The 19241-nt window shown below is 51.2% G+C and carries 11 protein-coding genes; 5 read left to right on the top strand and 6 right to left on the bottom strand.

Going from position 1 to position 19241, the window contains the following annotated elements; genetic code table 11:
- Entirely contained in the window at positions 1-1308 is a 1308-nt protein-coding gene (locus ACO0K8_RS10495) for an NAD(P)/FAD-dependent oxidoreductase (RefSeq protein WP_422946594.1), read from the bottom strand.
- A gap of 138 nt (positions 1309-1446) precedes the next feature.
- Between ACO0K8_RS10495 and ACO0K8_RS10490 the strand changes: the two genes are divergently transcribed.
- Entirely contained in the window at positions 1447-2052 is a 606-nt protein-coding gene (locus ACO0K8_RS10490) for a TetR/AcrR family transcriptional regulator (protein ID WP_422946593.1), read from the top strand.
- A gap of 6 nt (positions 2053-2058) precedes the next feature.
- On the opposite strand, the gene ACO0K8_RS10485 is transcribed toward ACO0K8_RS10490, so the two are convergent.
- From ACO0K8_RS10485 to ACO0K8_RS10470, 4 genes are all read right to left on the bottom strand, one after another.
- Positions 2059-2802: a DNA alkylation repair protein gene (locus tag ACO0K8_RS10485; protein WP_422946592.1), complete on the bottom strand. Its 744-nt coding sequence runs from the start codon at positions 2800-2802 to the stop codon at positions 2059-2061.
- Between the two features lie 20 nt (positions 2803-2822).
- Positions 2823-3698 (bottom strand): DNA ligase, encoded by an 876-nt coding sequence (locus ACO0K8_RS10480; RefSeq protein WP_422946591.1) that lies wholly within the window; start codon positions 3696-3698, stop codon positions 2823-2825.
- Between the two features lie 372 nt (positions 3699-4070).
- On the bottom strand, positions 4071-8078 hold the full coding sequence (locus tag ACO0K8_RS10475; protein ID WP_422946590.1) for an EAL domain-containing protein: 4008 nt from the start codon (positions 8076-8078) through the stop codon (positions 4071-4073).
- A gap of 493 nt (positions 8079-8571) precedes the next feature.
- Positions 8572-9786, bottom strand: a complete 1215-nt coding sequence (locus ACO0K8_RS10470) for an alpha/beta hydrolase family esterase (RefSeq protein WP_422946589.1) — start codon at positions 9784-9786, stop codon at positions 8572-8574.
- 681 nt (positions 9787-10467) lie between these two features.
- On the opposite strand from ACO0K8_RS10470, the gene acnB reads away from it, so the two are divergent.
- Together acnB and ACO0K8_RS10460 are read left to right on the top strand one after the other, a co-directional pair.
- Entirely contained in the window at positions 10468-13053 is a 2586-nt protein-coding gene (gene acnB, locus ACO0K8_RS10465; protein WP_422946588.1) for a bifunctional aconitate hydratase 2/2-methylisocitrate dehydratase, read from the top strand.
- 276 nt (positions 13054-13329) lie between these two features.
- Complete coding sequence (locus ACO0K8_RS10460; RefSeq protein WP_422946587.1) at positions 13330-14220, top strand: PAS domain-containing protein; 891 nt, start codon at positions 13330-13332, stop codon at positions 14218-14220.
- A gap of 92 nt (positions 14221-14312) precedes the next feature.
- Here the strand turns inward: ACO0K8_RS10460 and ACO0K8_RS10455 are convergent, their stop codons facing one another.
- Positions 14313-16280, bottom strand: coding sequence for a PhoX family protein (locus ACO0K8_RS10455; RefSeq protein WP_422946586.1), 1968 nt, complete (start codon positions 16278-16280; stop codon positions 14313-14315).
- A gap of 338 nt (positions 16281-16618) precedes the next feature.
- On the opposite strand from ACO0K8_RS10455, the gene ACO0K8_RS10450 reads away from it, so the two are divergent.
- Together ACO0K8_RS10450 and xdhA are read left to right on the top strand one after the other, a co-directional pair.
- The gene (locus tag ACO0K8_RS10450; protein WP_422946585.1) at positions 16619-17497 is read left to right on the top strand and encodes an outer envelope protein; all 879 of its coding nucleotides are present in this window, start codon (positions 16619-16621) and stop codon (positions 17495-17497) included.
- A gap of 269 nt (positions 17498-17766) precedes the next feature.
- Entirely contained in the window at positions 17767-19236 is a 1470-nt protein-coding gene (xdhA, locus tag ACO0K8_RS10445) for a xanthine dehydrogenase small subunit (protein WP_422946584.1), read from the top strand.
- Positions 19237-19241 lie beyond the last annotated feature (5 nt).

Here is a 19241-nt window from a genome sequence, read left to right as displayed (position 1 = left end):
TTAAAGACTTGCCCAATCCGGTGCCACTGCAAAATCGCGCGCCACCCTTAATGCCGATTTCAAGCCGTCTTCATGAAAACCATAACCAGTCCAGGCACCGGCAAACCAGATTTTGTTTTTTCCTTGTATCTCAGGCAAGCGGCGCTGAGCACGGATTGCCGCGCTGTAAAATATCGGATGTTGGTACTCAAATTTGGCCAAAATACTGTTACTAGCTGGCGCACAAAAAGGATTGAGTGTCACCACCACAGGCTGCTTGATGCTGAGATTTTGCAGCTGATTCAATAGATAGCTGACGCATACAGGTCGGCTTTGTGCTAGCAACTGCTGGGCACTATTGTTCGATGGTGCCGCGCCCAGGTAGTTCCAGGCCGACCACACCTTTTTTCTCTTGGGCAGTAAGTTGACGTCGGTGTGCAAAACAGCGGTATTTGCCTGGTAGCGTATCGCCGAGAGTAGTTCTTGCTCGGCACTGCTGGCGTCTTTTAGCAGGCGCAAAGTGTCGGGCGCATGCGTGGCGAAAACCACGGCATCAAACTGCTCGCTGGCATGGCTAGTGATCAGCTCCACTCCTGCTGCATTTCTACGTACCGACAACACCGGGGTATACAGTCTGACATCGGGCAAAACGGCGGCAATTTTGCGTACGTATTCGCGGGCACCACCAGACACCGTGCGCCACTTGGGGCGATTATTTACTTGTAGCAAGGCATGGTTGATGCAAAATTGCAGGAAGGTGCTGGCCGGGAAATCTAAAATATCTTCAGGCGAACTGGACCAAATAGCGGCCGCCATCGGTAATAAATAGGCATTGCGAAATTCTGTGCTGTAATGATCGGCCAGTAAAAGTTCACCCAAAGTGACTTCACTGATCAGGCAGCGCTCTAAATTCTGTTCTGCGGCGGCATTAAATTTCAAGATGTCGCGCAGCATCCTATAAAAGGACGGAGAGAGCAGATTACTGCGCTGCGCAAACACGGTATCGAGATTGGTGCCTGCCCATTCCAGTTTTCCATCTTCCAGCGAGACGCCGAAAGACATATCAGACGGGTAACTGGCAACCTTGAGCTCTTCCAAAAGTTTGATCAGATTGGGGTAGGTGTGATCATTGAAGACCAAAAAGCCGGTATCGACTGCTTCTGATTTACCTTCTAATTGGATATCAACCGTATTGGTGTGCCCACCCAGATAAGCGCCGGCTTCAAACAAGACCACTTCATGCTTCTGATTGAGAAAGTAAGCGCTGGCTAGCCCGGAAATCCCTGAGCCAATTACTGCGATGCGCTGACGCTGTGCTTGATTTGTCATTGTTTGCTCTGCTTATTCATCGCCACAACGGTCTTGGTAAGAGGTATTTGGCGTGTTTTGATTGAGTGGGTTCTACTTTGCTGCTAATATTAATACCGTTCTAAAATAAATGCTACTGATTAGTAGCAATAATTACTAATGAGTATATTTGGCAAATTAAGTTTCAAAGATCAGGCGTTTAAATTGCGCGAAGATTCTATTCTGGATGCCACTACCGGCATTTTGGCGACTAAGGGTTTTGATTTGATGACCATGGACGACGTTGCCAATTTGATCGGCATCTCCAAGCCTAGTCTGTATAAACACTTCAAATCCAAGGAAGATTTGGTTGGTAGCACGATGTTGCGCTTGCTCGATGCGGCGATGCTGCAACTAGAGCAGTTGCCTGCTAGTTTGAGTGCGCAGCAGAAACTGTCGGCTTTACTGGAATGGGCGCTGCGGGTGCGGCTGGAGGGCGGCTTGCCATTTTTACCCGCTACCAGTGCGCATGTGCGCGAAATGCTGATGCGTAACTTGAAGTATGTAGGCAAAGTCATCAAGCTCAACTCTCAGTTAGAGAAACTGGTACAGCAAGCGCAAAAGGCGGGCGACCTCAATCCTGATCTGCCTAGCGATGTGATCTTGTATAGCTATTACGCGCGAACTTGTGATCCTGCGGTGGAGTATCTGCAAAGATTTAGCAAAATGAAGCCTGATGACATCGTACGCCACATGCTGCAAGTGTGTTTTACTGGGCTGAAATAGCCGCGACTATGCTGAGCAGACATTCAGTCTGGGACGTGTGCTGATCCCCATGTTGGGTAAATGTTTGCTGGCTTCGCGATAACTCAGACCGGATAAATGCGCGCGTTCTGCCTCTAAAAATGAGCGCACCGCCTCAGGGTTGTGCCTGGCATAATCGCGTAGCGCCCAGCCTATTGCTTTGCGAATAAAAAATTCTTTTTCGGACGCAAGAGACTTGGCATACCCAAACAGCCGTGCCACATCGGTAGCCTCGCGCCAGCCCAACTGATGCAGTAAAGCCACCCGCCTGAGCCAAAAATTCGGATGCTGCAGGGCTGCGTCCATGCAGCTTTGACAGTCGGTTTGTGCACTCATTTGCATACCGCGCTGCGCAAATAAGACATCGCCGATGACACTGGATAGGGCATCGACGCTATCCCACCAGGATTTATTCAGTACCAGCTGCAACATCTGCGGGATATCTTGCATGCTAAGTTGCTGGTAATGCTGCGCCAATAGGTCGATGGCCAGATACTGATATTCGCGTTCTGGCAGCGCCCAGAGTTGCTCTGCCAGCGACAATAGTTGTGCTGCCGTACAGCCTTTAAGCTCTTTGATGAGTGGCTTGCAAGCCTGGCGTCGGGCTGGTGCTGCAATCCCTAAAAACGCAAAATGATGCTGCATATACGCCGCCATCGCTGGCGCTTTTTGCGGCTGCGCCAGCTTTGACAACTGCTGTTGAAAACCAGTGAATGCAGAATCTAAAGGCATAGGATGCAATTTTTTTGAACTTATTCTGGCTGCTGCAAGCGCAAATAGCTGGCAAATTTTGGCAGGCCGCTGGCGCTGAAATCACGATAACGGTAGCTGATGGTACTGCCTATTGCTGGTGGATCGCGCCGCTGCGCATCCGAGAAGCCGGTTCCTAAGCGCAAGCGCTGGCCATTTTCTGTCTGTACCAGCAAGGCACCGAGCATGCCCTGATATTTTCCCTTGCCAGCCTCATGCGCGAGCACGATGGCTTCGGCATCGAATTGTGGTTTCAGTTTGAGTAAGACTGCGCTACGCCCGCTCTGCCAGGGCGCATCGGCACGATGCAACATCAACCCCTCGCCACCGGCTTGTACGATTTGCGTTAAGCGCGCCTGTAGCGCTGCATGGTCTTGCACTGCTTCTTGCACGACCATCTGTAGCCAGGGCTGCGCGGCCTGCGTCACCAGCACCTGCAAGCTGGCCAGACGCTGACGGAAGTCGCCCGTGCCCTCAGGTAATTCATACAGTTGATAGCTAATTGCACGCCACTCCTCATCGCGTGGCTGCTGTCTGCGCACGGCGGCCGAGAGTCGCTCAAAAGTCTGGCGGCCCATCCACAATTCGCCGTCTAAAGCCTGCGTCGGTAAGGCAGCGGTGAACCAGGCCGGCGCATAGATCAGCCGACCGCTGCGAAAACGCAAATTACTGCCATCCCAATAGGCGCGCACCCCGTCGAGTTTTTCACTGAGCAAATACAGGCTGGGGTCAAACTGTGCTGAGTAATTCTGTGCCAACAGCAAGGCGGGCGCACTAGTCGCACTCTTGGTGGTAGCGGCGCGCACCGGTAGCGGTAGCGCCGCCATCAAGAGCATTAAAGAGAACCGACGACGGCGCACAAGAATAGCTGGCAACATGATGAAAGCCCGGGTGAGTACGGCAGGTTGAGATAATTTTACAGTGGAAGCTGAGAATTAATTCTAGTCTTTTCGCTAATAAATTGCTTGCTTAACTTGCAAAAAATCTAGGAAATGTTTTTCCTACGCTGTGGCTAATTTATATACTCCACCCTAGTATTTATAAATTGCGCATACGGGATATGCGCAAATTGGGTATTTTTATTAAAATTGACGGGAGTATATGCAGAAGAAGAAATTTTGGCAGAGAGCTTGCAGTTTTCTTCAGGTATCGTAGGTTTCAATATTTCAGTGTTTCAGGGCGTTCCGCCTGGATCGCGCGCGAACTCAGCCAGTTACCATTGGTCTGCGTTTGCTGCAGGCTGATGAGCACTAATCGTTGTCGTGTATCAGGTTTTGCAGTTGTTTGAGCAAACTGTCGCGCAGTGCATGGAGCTCATCCAGTCTAGCCAGAGCTTGCTGCGTATTGCCGTCCTGGTGCAGCTTACATAATTCTGCACCCAATTTGTGGATTTGCTTGTGTACGGTATCGAGTAGCAAATAGTGCGCTTGCTTGCCATGTCTAGCTTTGCCATCAGCGGCCAGCCATCGTCCAAAATGACAATGTCTATGATCTGGCTCGGGCGCTTTATCCTGCTCACCCTTGAGGTAGAGTCCCAGTTGTCTGATCCACGCAGTGTGCTCGACCCGCGCAAACATTAGCGGTAGGTCTTCGCGACTCAGTGCCGGTAGATTATTCCAGCTGGCGTCTGGCTGCCAGTTGGCCGCCCAAGCCGGAAATTGCGCGGCTGGCATAGGGCGGGCGATGCCGTAGCCTTGCGCCAGATCGCAGCCCAGTTGCAGCAACATGGCACCGTGTTCTACCGTCTCAACGCCTTCGGCAATCACTTCACGGCGAAATGCGCTGGCTAGTCCAATGACACCTTCTAGTATCGCCAGATCATCCGGATCGTCGAGCATGTCGCGCACAAAACTTTGGTCTATTTTTAATTCGCTTACTGGCAGATTTTTTAGATAAGTGAGAGAAGAGTAGCCGGTACCGAAGTCATCCAGTGCAAACATCACGCCCATCGCACGGCACGCTTGGATCACCTGAGAAACGCCGCTCACGTCTTCCAGCGCGCTAGTCTCCAATACTTCTATTTTGAGTGAGGATGGACTTACCTGCGGATGCGCCGCCAAGATCGCGCGCAAGCGCGCCACGAAGTTAGTTTGTTGTAATTGATAGGCCCCGATGTTAACGCTGACCGGTATTGCCAGACCCTGGGCCTGCCACAATTCTATCTGACACAGGGCCGTCTCTATCACCCATTCGCCGACCCGAATGGCGAGCGGATGAACTTCTATTGTCGGCAAAAATTCAGCGGGAGCCAACAGGCCCAATTGCGGATGTTGCCAGCGGATCAGGGCTTCGGCACCGATCACCGCAGCACTACGCATATTTACTTTGGGCTGGTAATACAGCACGAATTGATTTTCTGTCAGGGCCGACTGAATACGTTCGAGTCGCTCATGATGATCGCGTAGTTGGCTGTCCTGCGCAGCGTCAAATAAATGATAGCGATTCTTGCCAGATAGCTTGGCCTGATACATGGCCTGGTCGGCCTGGCGCATTAGCTGGTCGGCATCGACCTCGGTCGCTTGCGGATACAGAGTGACACCGATACTGGCAGAAACTTGTAGCACAGCGTCGCCAAAGTTAACGGGCTGGGCGGCGGCCGCCAGCAAACGGCTAAGTATAGCGGCGCTCGCTGCGGCATCTGGCAAATCGACCAAGACCGCGACAAACTCATCGCCCCCCAGCCGCGCCAGCGTATCGCCGTCCCTTAGCGCGTGTTTCATGCGCGCCGCGATGCTGACCAGTAACTGGTCGCCAGCGGTATGTCCGTGACCGTCATTAATTGCTTTAAATCCATCTAGATCGACAAACACCACGGCCAGCAAGTCATTGCGTCTTTGTGCCTGTGTCATGCCCTGACGCAGACGATCCGCCAGCAGTACCCGGTTGGGAAGATTGGTCAGGGCGTCGTAATGGGCGATATGCTCTAGCCTGTTTTGCTGCTCCTTAAAGGCGGTAATGTCGGAAAATAGGGCAACGTATTGCGTAGTATTGCCTTGCGCATCGCGCACCGCGCTGATAGTTTGCATCTCGGCATACACTTCGCCGTTTTTGCGGCGGTTCCAGACTTCGCCATAACAGTGCCCATGCGCGTTTAAGTTGGCCCACATAGTGCGGTAAAACTCCTTGGACTGGCGACCCGAGCTGAGCAAGCGCGGATTTTCCCCTTGCACTTCGGCACGGCTATAACCGGTGATTTCGCTAAAGGCATCGTTGACGTCGATGATGCTGCCGTCCACACTGGTAATCATGATGCCTTCACGCGCATGGGTGAACACGCTGGCGGCCAGTTGCAGTTTTTCCTCTGCCTGTTTGCGCTCTATCGCCAGGCTGGCAAGGCGCGCCGATTGTTCTATCAGCGCTAAGTCAAATTCGCTCGGGGCATGCGCCTCGTGATGATAGATTGCAAAGCTTCCCAGCACCTCGCCAGAGGAAGCTAAAATCGGCTGCGACCAGCAGGCCCCCAAGTTTGCCCTGGCCGCTAGCTCTCTATAATGAATCCAGTCAGGGTGAGTCGCGATGTCTTGGACGATCACGCGCTGGCCCGTGTAAGCAGCTGTGCCGCAACAGCCTACGCCCTGGCCAATTGTCAGTCCATTGAGCGCCTGATTATAAAAATCTGGCAGACTCGGTGCTGCGGCAGTGTGCAGTTGCTGGTTTTTTTTATCCAGCAGCAAGATGCTGCACAACATGTCCTGATTGATTTGTTCAACACCAAGAACGATGCCTTCGAGAATAATCGTGAGCGTGTCGCTGCCGGCCAGGGATTCCAAAATCTGGTTGCGAAAACGCTCGTATAGCTCGCTTTGCTTACGCGTACTGATGTCGGCAATCACGCCCACCATCGTCGCATCTTGTTTGCCAGAGCTACGCCGTCCGATCAGGCGACCCCAGAAGGAGCTCTGATCGGCGCGCCAGTAGAGCCGGTCCAGGTCTATCGAGCTAATGTCGCTGGCGAATAATTCGCTGAACTTTTTTTCTACTATTGCTCGATTAGACGGATGCACCAGAGACAAATATTTTTCTCCTTCCAGATCAGCGACCGCTCTGCCGAACATCTCAGCCATACGCTGGTTGGCCTTGGTGATACGGCCTTCGCGGTCGATCACGAAGATCGCCACACTGGAGGCATCAAGTATCTGCTGCAGTAAAATTTCGCGCGCCGCAGACGATTCCAAGAGCCGGTTGAAGCTGCCTATCAGTTCACCAATCTCGTCCTCTCTTTCTATCGAAAGTGGGTGTGGTGGCTGCTGCCGCTCCGACAATGCTGCCAGGGTCTTGGCGGCGCTTAGCACCGGGGATAGCTGTGCTTTGATGACCTTCGAGACCAGCCACCAGATCAGGCTGCCGGCCAGCAAAGTCAAGATCAAGGTCGCCAGCAGCATCCTTTGCTGCATGCTGCGTATCGGCGCGAAGGCCTCTTTGGCAGGCAGGTTGCTGACGATGAACCAGCCTGCCAGCGGTATCTGTTTGGCCGCAGTTAATTCTTCCGTCCCACGCGAATCGTAGGCAATGCCGTAGCCCTGATAACCCTGCATGTATTTATCGTGCATCAGATTGATACCGGGCGCTGGCACAGGCTGCAGGATGCGGTTTTTTTCTGTGGCAGTGACAAACAGCTGGTATTGCGGAGCGATCAGCAAAAAACCACCGGTCTTACCGTAGCGGTTTTCCGAAATCTGATCGAGGAAATTGGTTTTGCTTAGATTGGTCACGCCGACGATGGCAGCAATCACGCTGCCTTGCGCATTGAGTATGGGAGCTGCGATGCTAAATACCGGAGCCGCGAGTATCCGGTCTACGACGGGGCGCCCGATAATTGGTTTGGCCAGCTTGAAGACGCTGGCGATGCTGTCGATCTCGGTATCATTGCGGCCTATCCGTGCTGCTGTGAGCGGAATCTCTGCCAGCGTGCTGCCATCGGCACGCACAATAAGTACGCCTGCGTTGAACATACGCTGCAAGATGACACGTTCTTCTATCGATTTTTGTAACGCGGCAGTATCGCTGAGCATGGCTGGCGTTACGCCGCTGGCGATAAATTCCAATGCCTTGATGCGGCCATCGAGTTCACGATTAATTTCGTCGGCGATTACGGAGACAGTAGAAAATTGCTGCTGACCCAGCAGCGCTTGCATATCCTGACGCAGCATATGGCTGGCAAAAATTTCCAGTACCCAGATACTGATTAAAAAAATCAGTAAGGTAAATAAGGTGAGGCGTGTCTTGAGCCAACGCCAGCCGAAGAAATTCAGGTTCATGGTGAATCTAGACTTTCTATATTGATAGGGCTGACGCAAAACTCCCCTGCGTTGTTATGCTCGCCTTCGCATTTTCGCGGACGATCTTTGACAGCGACAACTGTTTACTTCGCATGACTGTGATATATGCAAGCGTCATGCTTCATTGATGGAGGCGGGGAGGGCGTGCGGACGAATTCTTAGAATGAGATTTTAAGCGGAATTGTGCTGGTCGGAAATGACCTATATCAAATGTTGATGCATATCCTGATGTGGTCGGACCCGGATCTGTTCGCTTCTGGCGTCTACTAGATGTCATGATTAAATTCATATACCCCACTCTAGTATTTTTTATTTACGCATATAGGATATGCGAAAATCGGGTGTTTGCATAAAAAATTGGGGGAGTATAGGAATTCCCCATTCTTTTCGACGCTCAGGCAACTGCTTGTGGTGTCGGCGATTCCACGCCTGAGCGTGCGAAGACCGGCGTAACTGTTATTGGCTTGCGGTCTTAAGTATTCAAGGTATTTATTCGACTATGCAGGGAGAAAAAATCCAACATCATTTTGCTGGCATCGGGTCCGCTTGCCGAATTAAACGGCAAGCTGGCGTTGCCGCCGCTCCACGCATGCCCCAGGCTGGCAATTTGGGTGCTTCTTAGTAGAAGTTTCTTACCCAGGTAAAAATCATGAACTTCGTAGGCATTGGCCGCTTTAAGGCTGCCTGCGGCACTGGCTGGCTGGCGGGCGACGGCTCTGGCGCTATCGGCCGTCAGTCGATTTAGTAAAAAAGTTTGTTGGATCAATTGGCTCTGGTTGATAGGCCGCACGATGGTGTCGCTCATTCCTTGGATCAGCAGCGTCGGCATGGACGGAAACGCCGGTGTCCGGTGCAAGACTTCGGTGATGGCAGCGCCCACGCGGTGGCTCGCTCCATGCTGCATGACGCCGTAAGCACCGATCTTACTATGCCCGGCACCAAACATCGGTCCCGAATGCAAGCCTATCGCGGCAAACAGATCAGGATGATTCAGCGCCACAATATCGGCCATCGCAGCCCCCGCCGAGATACCGCAGAGATAAATGCGTGTCGTGTCGATAGGGTATTTTTGAGTAATTTTTTTGATCATCCCTATGATCATCTGGACGTCACCACCGCCTTCCTGAGTGGCCGCGTCATACCATTTCCAGCATCGGTTCGGATGCGCACGCAAAGCTTGTTGCGGATAAAGTACCGCGACTCCTTTTTTCCCGGCGAGCTGATTCATGCGTGAGCCTAGCGCAAACTCGGTAGCCGATTGTTCGCAGCCGTGTAACATCACGATTAAAGGTCTCAGCGTTTTATTCTCATGATTGTTCTGGTTAAGCCGTGCAGCATGAGCGGAATATTGATCAGGAAGATACAGGCAGTAAGTCATGCGCCGCACCGGCAATATGGCGCTATCGGCTAAGGATGAATAAAAAGACGTGAGCCATATGCCCGACGGCAAGCTTGAAATTGCATCCGCGTCTAGATTGCGAAGAGCTGCCGTTGCTCTCGCTGACTTGGCGATTTTCGGGCGTTTGCGCAGTATTGCGGAGGATTTTGGCTTGGCTTTGATTTTGGTCTTGGGTTTGGCCTGTGCTTTTGCTTTGGGCTTAGTCAATAAGCTCTTGAGTAATTTGCTGGCTTGGATCTGCTGTGCCCGCCCTGCGCGGGCTAAACTACGCAACCAAAGACGGCTCATGGCTTTTAACATAAGGTACTCGCAGTGAATACGCGCGGCCGTCCCGGTAACTGCCGCTGGATCATTAATGCTGCACTTGCGTTATTGATACTGTAGAGTGAAAATTTCATTATTCCTGGCTCCATTTGCTGCAAGTGTACAATTATAAAAAAGGGTACTTCCGTACGATAACGCACATAGTTATTCGCCCAGTTTCGCCACTCGCTCAGGCTGTTCGACAGGGATGGCGATTGAAAAAATAGCTAGGTAGCGAATCAGTTACCGCGCGTTTTAAGTTTTTTCGCCTTGCTAAGCATTGCAAAGCGAGGTGTTTTATCGGTGTTTAGCCGCTGATAAATTTGTGATTAATCTGTGATTAAGCGCTAAATTTTCACTCCGATTAGTTGCTAGCCATGGCAAAACAACAGAGATGCAAAATTTTCTTTCGAAATTGCCTAAAAAACGGGCGTAATTACGAGATAATGTCGGTCTTACCGTCAGCCAGCATGTTAAATACCTCGTCTTTTTGAAACTAATGGGATCGGGACGATGCCTAAACCGCAGGTAAACCTTATTCGCCGTCAGTTTTTCTGGCAAAAAGTCTTGTTACCTCATGTAAATTTGCATGCTGATTTGCACGTCCATCCTTAAATTTTGCTTAGGATGGAGAGAAATTTTTTGTTCATTGAAAGGGAGTTGATTATGTTGCAAGCCTATCGTGCCCACGTCGCCGAACGCGCCGCCCTCGGTATTCCACCTTTGCCCCTGTCTGCCAAACAGACTGCTGAAGTAATTGAATTACTCAAAAACCCACCGCTGGGCGAAGAAGATACCCTGCTCTATCTGATCACCCATCGCGTCCCGGCTGGTGTCGATGATGCGGCCAAAGTGAAGGCCAGCTATCTGGCCGCGGTTGCTCATGGCACCGAAAAATGCGCGCTGATCTCACGCGAAAAAGCCACAGAATTACTCGGCACCATGCTGGGCGGCTACAACATCAGCCCGCTGGTCGATTTGTTGAACGACGATACCGCTGTAGCAAGTGCTGCGGCTGAAGGTCTGAAAAAGACCTTGCTGATGTTTGATCAATTCCATGACGTACAAGAAAAAGCCAAGCAAGGTAATGCACAGGCCAAAGCCGTGTTGCAAAGCTGGGCTGATGCCGAATGGTTTACTTCACGTCCTGAAGTGGCAAAATCTATCATGTTGACCGTCTTCAAATGCGAAGGCGAAATCAACACCGATGACCTGTCTCCTGCACCAGACGCTTTCAGCCGCCCTGATATCCCTATGCACGCTTTGGCGATGCATAAAAACGGACGCCCTGGCATCGTGCCTGAAGAAGACGGCAAGCGCGGTCCGGTCAAGTTTTTTGACGAACTCAAATCTAAGGGCAACCTGGTTGCTTACGTCGGTGACGTCGTCGGTACTGGTTCTTCGCGTAAATCAGCAACCAATTCGGTGCTGTGGTTTACTGGTGAAGACATTCCTTTCGTGCCAAACAAGCGTTTTGGTGGTGTTTGTCTGGGCAGCAAGATCGCTCCGATTTTCTACAATACCATGGAAGATTCCGGTGCCTTGCCGATCGAACTCGATGTTAGCCAAATGAACATGGGCGACGTCATCGAACTGCGTCCGTTTGACGGCCAGGCATTGAAAGACGGTAAAGTTATCGCTGAATTCAAGGTGAAGAGCGAAGTCTTGTTTGATGAAGTACGTGCCGGTGGCCGTATTCCTTTGATCATCGGCCGTGGCTTAACTGCTAAAGCACGTGAAGCGTTGGGTCTGCCAGTTTCCACCCTGTTCCGCTTGCCGCAAAATCCTTTGGATACCAAAAAAGGCTTTACGCTGGCGCAAAAAATGGTAGGTCGCGCTTGCGGCTTGCCTGAAGGTCAGGGCGTACGTCCAGGCACTTATTGCGAACCAAAGATGACCAGTGTCGGTTCGCAAGATACTACCGGCCCGATGACCCGTGACGAGCTGAAAGATCTGGCTTGCTTAGGTTTCAGTGCCGATCTGGTGATGCAATCGTTCTGCCACACCGCAGCGTATCCAAAACCAGTCGACGTCAAAATGCACCACGAGTTGCCAGATTTTATGAGCACCCGCGGTGGTATTCCTTTGCGTCCGGGCGATGGCATTATCCATAGCTGGCTCAATCGTATGTTGTTGCCGGATACCGTCGGTACTGGCGGCGATAGCCACACCCGTTTCCCTATCGGTATCAGCTTCCCGGCCGGTTCTGGTCTGGTTGCTTTCGGTGCCGCCACTGGCGTAATGCCTCTGGATATGCCGGAAAGCGTCTTGGTACGTTTCAAAGGCAAGCTGCAAGCTGGCGTGACTCTGCGTGACCTGGTGAATGCGATCCCTTTGTACGCGATCAAGGCTGGTTTGCTGACTGTTGCCAAGCAAGGTAAGAAAAACATTTTCTCCGGTCGGATTCTGGAAATCGAAGGTTTGCCAGATCTGAAGGTAGAGCAAGCGTTTGAACTTTCTGATGCTTCTGCTGAGCGTAGCGCTGGTGGTTGCACCGTGCATCTGAACAAAGAACCTATCATCGAATACATCAACAGCAACATCACTATGTTGAAATGGATGATCGCTGAGGGTTACTCTGATGTGCGTACCATCAAACGTCGTATTGCTGCGATGGAAGCATGGCTGGCCAATCCGCAATTGCTTAAGGGTGATGCAGATGCCGAATACGCCGCCGTGATCGAAATCGATCTGGCCGATATTCACGAGCCTATCGTGGCCTGCCCTAATGATCCTGATGACGTCAAGACTTTGTCCGACGTGGCGGGTGCCGCGATTGATGAAGTGTTTATCGGTTCCTGCATGACCAATATCGGTCACTTCCGCGCAGCCTCTAAGTTGCTCGAAAACAAGCGCGATATCCCGGTCAAATTGTGGATGGCACCGCCAACCAAGATGGACGCGAAGCAGTTGACCGAGGAAGGCCATTACGGTGTCTTGGGTTCGGCTGGCGCGCGTATGGAAATGCCGGGTTGTAGCCTGTGCATGGGTAACCAGGCACAAGTGAAAGAGGGTGCAACTGTGTTCTCCACCTCGACCCGCAACTTCCCTAACCGTCTGGGTAAAAACAGCAATGTTTACCTCGGTAGTGCTGAACTGGCGGCAATTTGCTCCAAATTGGGTCGTATCCCGACTAAAGCGGAGTACATGAGTGACATGCAGGTGTTGACCGGTGCTAGTGACAAGATTTATCAATACCTTAATTTTGATCAAGTTCAAGATTACACCGCCGCTGCCGCAACTGTGAAGTAAACATTTGCGATTAAGCTGACAGCATTGTTGTGCTGAAAAAAAGCCCCTCCATCGTCCGATGGCGGGGCTTTTTCTTGCGGACTATTTTTCTTACTTCGGATACGTAAATTGTCTGTCACGATAGTCTTTAGGTAGACCGCTTGAGTATGGCGTATACTAAAAAAAATTCCTTGGACTCAGACTCAGGCGGTACGGCAGTAGCTGAAGTTGTCAATATGATTTTTAAAAAATCGTCTCGCTGTATGCGGTCTTAAGTCCCCCCTATCAGGAGTAAACATGAATTCTGATCCTCAGATTGATGCCACTCAAGATGAATGGTTAATCGATGACGATGTGCCAGAGCATAGTGCTGAACAATCACCGGAAATGCTGCCCTGGCGCGTGCTGATCGTCGATGATGACGTCGATGTCCATGTAGTGACCAAGTTTTCTCTGCGCAATGCAACTTTTAAAAATCGTCCTCTGAATTTTTTACATGCCTACAGTGCTAAAGAAGGTTTACATATTCTGCGCGATACGCCGGAGGTGGCCTTGGTGCTGTTAGATGTTGTAATGGAGACTGAGAACGCCGGTCTGTTATTGGCGCGCCAGATTCGCGGCGAACTGAACAATCAGTTGGTGCGGATAGTGTTACGTACCGGCCAATCCGGCCTGGCGCTGGAGCAAAGCGTGATCGTTGATTACGACATTAATGATTACCGTACTAAGAGTGATTTGACCACGCAAAAACTGTTTACCACGGTAATTTCTTCTTTGCGCGCTTACGACAGCCTACAGAATGCCACGCAAAGCCATTTTGCATTACAACTGGCAATGGCAAAAATCAAAGAACTGCGCGCAGGTCTGGATAGGCATGCACCTATATCGATCGCCGATGAGCACGGAAAATTAGTCTATGTGAACGATAAGTTCTGTACTTGCTCGCATTACACGCGGCAGGAGTTGATCGGAATGGACTATTTAGATTTATTGATTGAAGCGCAAAGGCAAGTCTTCCTGCACGATATATGGCGAATTTTGCAGCAAGGGCAGACCTGGCACGGCGAACTGCAGGCAAGACTGAAAGACGGCAGTACAGGCCCTCTGGACTGCAGCATCGTTCCCTTACTCGATACTCAGGGCAAGCCCTATCATTATCTGGCGATCTATTCTGCGATCGGCGCATAAACAAAAAAAAGGAGGATCGGGGCGCGTGCCCGGATCCTCCTTTTTATACCGTCACAGAAAAGCTGGGTAGTTAAATCCCAGCTTAATTTTGCTTAGCCCTTGCTCAGTTTCAGACTAGTTGCGTCTGCGGTCAGGTAACCGACTGCGGCACCGAATCTGTCCTTGTAATTGGCTCGCACCAAAGGATCCAAAGTCGCTTGTACTTTACTGTGCAATGAAGAACTCCAGTCGCCAGGATGTTGGAAATTACTCATGATGTAAGTCCAGCCGTTGAGGTCATCGACGACATGCAAACCGGTCGCTTCGCCACCGGATGGCATAGACATCAGACGTGACAAAACTTTCGTGTCGATATTGTAAGCCCACAAGAAATTATTCACGTGGTAACCGCTGTCTTCGCCGATAAACAGGGTGCGCAATTTTTCCGAAAACTTCAGATTGTCTGGATTGCCTATCTTGTCTGGATTGGCCAGATTGCCTAGTGCATCCGCCGCGATATCTTCACCGACCAGCAAGGCCTTAGTTTGCATCGGTACCCATTCACTCTTGATCGCAGCACCTTTGGTGTCGCTTTGTGCGCCACCCAGACTATGTGCCATGACGCCACCAGCTACCAGCGCCTTGTCGAGAGCGATGCCGCTTTGCTCGTTCCAGCCTTTGGCATTGCCTTTGACCATGGAATCAACCATGTTTTGCAAGGCGGAGTAAGCGACTTTATCTTTGATATTGACGGTAGTGCCTTCCATTTTGGTGAAGCCCATGCTGCCGCCAGCCAGATAGGCATAGCGATGAGTTTCCAGGAAGGCGGCGGCTTTTTCCATACCCGGCATGACCTTGATCCAGTTGGCTTTGCCGCCAGTAAATATTTTGGTATAGCTAGCATCGAGCGGGTCAGTTTTAGAGACCGCCATGATGTCTGATGGTTTCAAAGTATTTGCCATGTTTTCAATTTCGGCGCTGGTCGCGTGGCCGAGATTGATCCATGTTAATTTGGCACCGGCAGCCGCAGGATCGATGGAGAAACCAGCACCGATTTTTGCCACGTACAAGGTACCTGCCGACAGATCTTTTTCGGTATCGGCAACAAACATAAACAAACCACTGTTGGTGGCGTCATCGCCCATCAGTACGGTGCGGTTGTCCGGCATCACTTGCACTAGTTCATGCGAGATGCGGCCCATGCAGTAATGCTTCTTGATGCTACCGGTGCCGTCAGGATTGACCGTCACTTCTGGCAGATGACCATAGTGGTAAGGATTGGCCGCAGTCTCACTGCCAAAAGTGTTTTTGCTATACGCCTTGAATTGCGCATCGGTACTGGCAAATGGTGCATCCGGTTCGTATTCCTCGGACGACAAATGGGTGCCCCATGGTGATAAGCTAGAACCGCAAGTAATCCACAGGCCATGCACTTTAGAGGTGTCGACATTATGGTATTTGACCAGGCTGAGCTTACCAGTCGTCTGATCTTGATCCAGGGTCAGGACCGCGATAGGCGAAGGCAGTTGACCGTACATGTCGGCGCCCGACAGATTACGAGTAGTGTATTCAAATTGCACGACGGCGAATACTGCTTTGCCTTTGATGCCAGCGACGGTAGGATTAGCGACTGACAACAGGGACGTACCATCAGGCGAATCAGAAAAAATCTGACGTTCTTTGCCGACCACGGAATTGTCCATGATGGCTTTGTTATTGATGTCGTAGTAAGCGCCAGCCAGTACTTTACCGCCAGCACCGTCGGCCACCATGTCACCGGTGATGAAAAAAGGTTGATATGCCAGCTTGTAATCTTTCACGCTCTTGTCACTCATAGTCACGCTCAGCGTCGAGCCTACCGTGGTGGTTGCCATTGCTGCTGCATTCGCCAATGACGGTGCCGCCATAGAGCTAAATGATGCCGACACAAAGCTGACTGCAGGAGCGACTTCCGCCGCAGTACTTCCTCCGCCGCAAGCGGACAACATCGAGGCCATGGACAGTGAGCCTAGTGGAAGCAAGGGAGCACCAGCGAGAAATTTAAGCGCTTGGCGACGGCCGATTTGAGGATGATCTGACATGTTTCGATTTTTCCAAGGTAGTTGACAACAGAGTGCAGCAGCACCATTTAAAAATAAGTTGCCAACACGCAATGTTATGCTGGCATGCGGCGAAGTATAGAAAATATGTATGACAAGCTGATGACAAAAAAGTCAGAATATTTTTCTCTCTAAATTTTCGGTAACAAATTCGTGTCTATAAAATTGGCTGAAGAGCCTTAATTGAAACGCTATTCCGGTCAAAATTATACGTTTGCACATATAGCGAGTATTCCTCAATATCGCAGGCCAGAAGCGTGATTGTTAACATACTTCAGCAGACTATTAGTCATAAAAAATCAACCACAAGGAGTCACTTAATGTCCCGAAATTTGTCCCAAAATATCAGTGCTGTAAAACACCTTTGTCTGGCCATCGCCATGATTAGCGGCAGCGCCGCCCAGGCTTCTGACTGGAGCGACACTTCTATTAACTATCGCTACATCGCGAAAGAAAGCGGCTTCATTACGGATGCGGCAGGTAATAAGGTAGACGTCGCCAAGAATATCGTCTCGCTGGAACATATCAGCGGCTATAAGTACGGCAGCAATTACTTCAACGTTGACATCCTGAAATCGGATAGTAATGACCCGGCGAACGGCAGTACTGCAGGTGCCCAGGAAGTATTTGCTATTTACCGCCACAACCTAAACCTCGGCGCAGTGACTGGCAGTAGCATGAAATTTGGCCCTATCAAGGAGATCGCTTTGACTGCCGGATTTAATGCAGGGGCAAAAAATAATGCAAATGCCGCTCAGCCGCTGGCGTTTGTGTTTGGGCCTACTCTGCAATTCGCACTACCTGCCGGTTTTCTGAACGTCGGTCTGCAAGCGTACAAAGAGACTAACAACAGCAAATTTGACGGTGGCAAACAAGATTTCGATATGGCCGCGCAGCTCAATGTGGTTTGGGGCGTGCCGTTTCACGCGGGTATCCCTGCCAATTTTAAGGGCTTGCTGGTTGTCACCGGTCCTAAAGGTAACGGCAAAGCTGCCGGGATGGAAACCACGACCGAGACTTTGCTCGATGCGCTGGTGATGTTCGATGTCGGTAGCTTGGGCGGTAAAAAAGATACTTTTTATGCGGGCGTGGGATACCGCTACTGGAACAATAAATTCGGTAATGATGAATCTTTAAGCGCGGGGAATAAAGCCGGCCATGTTTCTGCACCCTTCCTGCAACTCGAAGCACATTTCTAAATACTGGCCTGTGCTGGCCTTGGCGTAAAAAAGCGTTCATCTTTGCAAGATGGGCGCTTTTTTTTAAAACTACCTATACTGATAGCATGGGCTGTAAGCTGAACTGTGGAATAGAGCTGCGTCATCAAACGACGGTGCAAGTTCAGTACGCTGGCAAGCAATGCTTTATTTTATTTGATTTCGCAGATAATAAACATCATATTCTGAATATAGTAGTGAGGGCCGCGAATGCTAATCTCGGTACACAAGAAATTTACAGCGGAGCACCTATGTCAAACCCCATACGTTTTTATTTTCAAGGCCAGGTCCAGACGGTCGATGATATCGCAACGACGCAAACCATATTGCAACATTTGCGCGAAGACCGTCATTGCACCGGCACCAAAGAAGGGTGCGCCGAGGGCGACTGCGGTGCCTGTACCGTCGTCATCGCCGAGATGAAGGATGGCAAGGTCGAGATGAAATCGGTGAATTCCTGCATCCAGTTCATGCCTACGCTGGACGGCAAGGCCTTATTTACCGTCGAAGACCTGAAACAACCCGACGGTGCCATGCATCCGGTGCAGCAAGCGCTGGTCGAATGTCATGGTTCGCAATGCGGTTTTTGCACGCCCGGTTTTGCCATGTCGCTGTGGAGTCTGTATCTTAAAAAAGATGGAGAAAGTGCGGCGCCCTGTCGCAAGGAAATCGACGAAACCCTGTCCGGCAATCTGTGCCGCTGCACCGGTTACCGTCCGATTATCGATGCCGCCAAACGCATGGGCGAATTGCCTGAAGTGAAATTTGACCAGGCCGCGCTGACGAGCTCCTTACAAGCCTTGCAGCGCAGCGAGATGTTCGTGTATCAGCACGGTGAACAAACTTTTTATGCCCCGCGTACCTTAGAGCAATTGGTGGCTATCCGCGCCGCCAAGCCGACCGCTTGCATCCTGTCCGGTTCTACTGACGTAGGACTGTGGGTCACCAAGCAGATGCGCGATCTGGGCGACATTATTTATGTACGCGAAGTGGCGGAACTCAAAACCATCACGGAAACGAATGGCATGCTGGAAATCGGTGCCGGCGTAAATCTGAACGACGCCTATGCCGCCGTTTGCCGCCAATACCCGGATGAATTGACCGAAATGTGGCAGCGCTTCGCCTCGCAGCCTATCAGGAATACCGGCACGCTCGGCGGCAGTGTCGCCAACGGCTCGCCTATCGGCGATTCGGCACCCTGGATGATCGCCTTAGGTGCCGAAATCGTCTTGTGCGGTGTCAATGGCCAGCGTGTACTCTTGCTGGAAGATTTCTATCTCGATTACATGAAGAAGGACATGCAGCCCGGCGAATTCGTAGCGGCAGTGCGGATACCGCTGCCACGCGCGAATGTCCATTTTCGCACCTATAAGCTGGCGAAACGTTACGATCAGGATATTTCGGCAGTGTGCGCCGCTTATGCGATTACGCTGGCTGGCGATATCGTGCGCGATGCGCACATCGCGTATGGCGGTATGGCAGCGACCTCAAAACGAGCGCCGCAAGCCGAGGCCGCCTTAAATGGCCAGCTCTGGAATGAGACAAATTTACAAAACGCGATGGCGATGTTGGCACAAGATTACAGCCCCCTGAGCGACATGCGCGCATCAAGCGAATATCGCATGAAAACGGCGCAAAATCTATTACGTCGTTTTTGGCTGGAAACCCGTACCGATGCCCCGTTATCGCTGCAATCCGTCAGTGCATACGCCAACGCTTAAGGACG

Source organism: Undibacterium sp. Ren11W (assembly GCF_049340485.1).
Classification (GTDB): Bacteria; Pseudomonadota; Gammaproteobacteria; order Burkholderiales; family Burkholderiaceae_D; genus Undibacterium.
The sequence above is the reverse complement of the archived record's forward strand: the minus strand, read 5'-3'. Positions and strand labels throughout refer to the sequence as shown.

What these genes read in the sequence shown, in the direction of transcription:
- ACO0K8_RS10495 (WP_422946594.1), bottom strand. Translation starts at nt 1,308, where the DNA reads ATGACAAATCAAGCACAGCGTCAGCGCATCGCAGTAATTGGCTCAGGG.
- ACO0K8_RS10490 (WP_422946593.1), top strand. Translation starts at nt 1,447, where the DNA reads ATGAGTATATTTGGCAAATTAAGTTTCAAAGATCAGGCGTTTAAATTG.
- ACO0K8_RS10485 (WP_422946592.1), bottom strand. Translation starts at nt 2,802, where the DNA reads ATGCCTTTAGATTCTGCATTCACTGGTTTTCAACAGCAGTTGTCAAAG.
- ACO0K8_RS10480 (WP_422946591.1), bottom strand. Translation starts at nt 3,698, where the DNA reads ATGTTGCCAGCTATTCTTGTGCGCCGTCGTCGGTTCTCTTTAATGCTC.
- ACO0K8_RS10475 (WP_422946590.1), bottom strand. Translation starts at nt 8,078, where the DNA reads ATGAACCTGAATTTCTTCGGCTGGCGTTGGCTCAAGACACGCCTCACC.
- ACO0K8_RS10470 (WP_422946589.1), bottom strand. Translation starts at nt 9,786, where the DNA reads ATGAGCCGTCTTTGGTTGCGTAGTTTAGCCCGCGCAGGGCGGGCACAG.
- acnB (WP_422946588.1), top strand. Translation starts at nt 10,468, where the DNA reads ATGTTGCAAGCCTATCGTGCCCACGTCGCCGAACGCGCCGCCCTCGGT.
- ACO0K8_RS10460 (WP_422946587.1), top strand. Translation starts at nt 13,330, where the DNA reads ATGAATTCTGATCCTCAGATTGATGCCACTCAAGATGAATGGTTAATC.
- ACO0K8_RS10455 (WP_422946586.1), bottom strand. Translation starts at nt 16,280, where the DNA reads ATGTCAGATCATCCTCAAATCGGCCGTCGCCAAGCGCTTAAATTTCTC.
- ACO0K8_RS10450 (WP_422946585.1), top strand. Translation starts at nt 16,619, where the DNA reads ATGTCCCGAAATTTGTCCCAAAATATCAGTGCTGTAAAACACCTTTGT.
- xdhA (WP_422946584.1), top strand. Translation starts at nt 17,767, where the DNA reads ATGTCAAACCCCATACGTTTTTATTTTCAAGGCCAGGTCCAGACGGTC.